Origin of the sequence: Rahnella perminowiae, assembly GCF_019049695.1 — a bacterium.
Classification (GTDB): domain Bacteria; phylum Pseudomonadota; class Gammaproteobacteria; order Enterobacterales; family Enterobacteriaceae; genus Rahnella; species Rahnella perminowiae.
In genome coordinates, this window is the sequence record NZ_JAFMOT010000123.1 from 1 (window position 1) to 3734 (window position 3734).

The following is a 3734-nucleotide window of genomic DNA, read 5'->3' on the forward strand; positions in this document are numbered from 1 at the left end:
TTTATATACCGGTTCGTTTTTATGATGGGCTATAATTTAATAGCCCACTTATTATATTGGCAATGGATTTTAGAAGAGATTAATAAGTGTGATTAATTTCAAATGAATCATGGATAATAAAATTAGGTCGATATATGAAGAGAATTCTTGTTGCTTGTAGAGGTTATTATCCAGATGTTGCTGGTGGTGGTGAGATTTCAACAAAATCTCTTTCTGAGCAACTATCAAATATTGGTCATGACGTTGAAGTTCTTGCCGTTAGTGATTCTGATTACAAGGATAAAATTAATAACATAACAGTTAATAGACTTAAGCACTCTAATCTATATTGGTCTATGAAAAACAAGGGAATATCAAAATCAAAAAAAATAGCATGGCATATTGTAGATTCAAATAATGTTTTTTTTGCAAAAAAAATAATTAAAGTATTAGACGAATTTAAACCAGACATATTAATCACAAGCACAATAGAAGATGTATCATCATTAGTTTGGAAAATAGCCAAGAAAAAAGGAATTAGAGTTATTCATATACTAAGAAGTTATTCTCTATTATGCACTAATGCAAATATGTATAAGGAAGACAATTGCGGTTCTCAGTGTGTTGTTTGTAAAGGAATGACACTCTTAAAAAGAGCAAATTCTAAATATGTTGATGATGTAGTTGGTATAAGTGATTTTGTTTTAAATGAACATATTAAAAATGATTATTTTTGCAATGCAAATAGACATGTTATATATAATATTTGTTTAGAAGATGTGTTAACTGAAAGGGTTCATGATGGATTCAAAAGGCAAGAAATAAAAATTGGATACTTAGGCAGAATACATAAAACAAAAGGTATCGACTTGATATTTAATGCGCTAAAAATATTGCCAATTGAAATTAACAAAGTTATTGAGTTAAAAATAGCTGGGGACGGAGATGAAGATTATATATCCTATTTAACTGATTATGCAACAAATGAAAATTTAAATGTTAATTTTCTTGGTAACGTTCCTGCAAATGATTTTTTGGATAGCCTTGATCTTTTAATTGTTCCTTCTAAATGGAATGAGCCATTTGGAAGGGTAATAATTGAAAGTATGGCAAGAAAAGTTCCAGTTGCTGCTAAGAAGAGTGGAGGGATACCAGAGTTATTGTCATGTAATCAAGGCTTTTTATTTGATGATGTTGAACAACTATCTTCAATTATACAGAGTTATGTAGAAGGTAAGTTGATTTTTGAATTCAACTTAAACGAATTTAAAACTGAAAATATTGTCAGTAAATGGAATTCTTTACTATTTTAATTTCAAGGCGAAACATGAAAAAAATAATATTTGATAAAAGGTGGGAGGGCGGTCATGGTATTGGTAGGTTCTCAATGGAGATCACTAAGAGAATTGAATTTGATAGTTACATAAAAGTTAATGTTAAACCGACAAGTTATTTTGATATATTCATCACGCCATGGTTTCTGCTTTTCAATAAATCTTTGTATTTCACTCCGGGGTTTAATGCTCCATGGTTTTTCATAAATCGTAGTATCATTACCATTCATGATTTAAATCACATCGATGTAAGTGGAAATGGTAGTAAGTTAAAAACAATTTACTATAATGTTGTTTTAAAAAGAGCCTGTAGAAAAGCATTATTGATTTTTACTGTATCAGAGTTTTCAAAAAGAAGAATAGTAGATTGGGCAAAAATAAATCCGAATAAAATTATCGTGGTCGGCAATGGTGTTTCTAAGGATTTCAATCCTCAAGGAGATATTTACAAACCAGGATTTAAATATTTTCTATGCGTAAGTAATCGTAAATCTCACAAAAATGAAGAAAAATTGATTACAGCATTCGCTACTATTAAAGATAGAAAGGGAATTAAGTTATTATTCACAGGGAAAGAGACGGAAAAACTAAAGCAGCACATTTTTTCTCAAGGAGTAACCAATGATGTCTTGTTTTCAGGATATGTTAATGAGATAGATTTACCTTCCTATTATAGAGGCGCTATAGCATTACTTATGCCGTCGCTGTATGAAGGATTTGGCTTGCCAGTAATCGAAGCTATGGCCTGTGGTATACCTACATTAGCATCTAATACAACAGCTCTTAAAGAAATTGCGGAAGGCAGTTCTATTCTTGTCAATCCGGAGTCAATTGAAGATATAGCTAAAGGTATAAATTGCCTCATTAACGATGAAAGTTTGGCGGTAAGTTTAAAGATGAAAGGCCTTAATAATGCTAAGAATTATACATGGGATAAAACAGCAAAGTTAATCAATGAGTCATTAATAATGTTAAAATTGAGGAGGTAGATATAGAATAATTATGTAGAATTTATTAGGTTTTTCGGTAAGGAGGTTGAGTATTAAGCATAATAGCATACAAGGCTGAGAATATAGACATGGGGTATTAAATGACTATTTAATTGAAAGATAAAAATTGAGAATATGCCAATCTTTGCGAAAACTATTCCTAGTTATTAAAATAATCTATTCAAGACCCCATAATAATTCTTTTTAAAAGGCACGACTTATGAAGGTTTTATTCTTTTTATATAAGTTTCCTGTGTTATCAGAGACATTTATATTAAATCAAATTGCATACTTCATTAATAATGGTTGTGATGTGAGTATTGTTTCAGTCTTTCCAGGAGATATTGGCATAGAACATAATGTCATTAAGAAATTTAGTCTCTTAAATAAAGTTCAGTATCTTCTTGATAAAGAACCAAATGGTAAAGTTGCAAGAATTCTATGGCGGGTGAAATCATTAATCCCAGCCTTGCTAATTCCTAGGGTTATTAAAAGTATTAACTTTAAAAAATATGGATATTATTCAAAGGTTCTTTTGCTTCCACAGATATTGTCTAAAAATAAAAATTCAATACAAACTGATATTATCATTTCACATTTTGGAACAACAGCAGTGCTGGCTAGCCAGCTAAGAAGATTAGGTTTCCTTAAAGGTAAGTTAGCTGCAGTTTTTCACGGTAATGAAATTTCACAAACTAGAATTCTTAATCTTTTTTATGATAATTATAAAGAACTATATGATGAGGCAGAATTTATCCTGCCTGTAAGTCAGTTATGGGCAAATAAAATTAAAGCAATTTCTGGGCATGATGATAATATCCATGTGATTAGAATGGGAATTAGTGTTGAAAAATTTTCCTTTCAGCCCCGAACTATTTTAGTTAATACAATTCGTTTACTCTCTATCGCCAGACTGACAGAGAAAAAAGGTATCTCAGTAGCTATTAATGCGTGCTTGTTATTAAAGCAGAACAACATTGACTTCGATTATACTATTATCGGCGATGGTCCCCTTCGTAAAGAACTTGAATCTCAGGTTGAAAATCTTGGTCTAGGTGACAAAATCGTTTTTTTGGGTGCACAGACACAAGAAACGGTCTCACAGTATTTAAATAATTCGGATGTATTTTTATTACCTTCTGTCACGGCGACTGATGGCGATATGGAAGGGATTCCGGTTGCAATTATGGAGGCTATGGCTATTGGAATACCTGTGATATCAACGTTTCATAGTGGAATTCCTGAGTTAATTGAGAATAGAGTTTCGGGGTTTTTAGTTAATGAAAATGATGCAGAAAGTATTGCTGATGTTGTTATTGAAATAATCAATGAGCCCACTATTTTGTTCAGTATTTGTCATAATGCCAAGCAGAAAATAGATGATGAATTCGACCAAGATAAATCATATTCGAAAATGTTAAATATATTATCC

Annotated in this window: 3 protein-coding genes; all 3 read left to right on the forward strand. The window is 31.1% G+C overall.

What is annotated here, in order from left to right; translation table 11 throughout:
* The first annotated feature begins 134 nt into the window (after positions 1-134).
* The gene (locus J1781_RS00730; RefSeq protein WP_217233054.1) at positions 135-1292 is read left to right on the forward strand and encodes a glycosyltransferase; all 1158 of its coding nucleotides are present in this window, start codon (positions 135-137) and stop codon (positions 1290-1292) included.
* A gap of 14 nt (positions 1293-1306) precedes the next feature.
* On the forward strand, positions 1307-2302 hold the full coding sequence (locus tag J1781_RS00735; protein WP_217233055.1) for a glycosyltransferase family 4 protein: 996 nt from the start codon (positions 1307-1309) through the stop codon (positions 2300-2302).
* A 220-nt stretch (positions 2303-2522) separates the two neighbouring features.
* Positions 2523-3734: glycosyltransferase (locus tag J1781_RS00740; RefSeq protein WP_217233056.1), on the forward strand; the 1212-nt coding region annotated here is incomplete at its 3' end.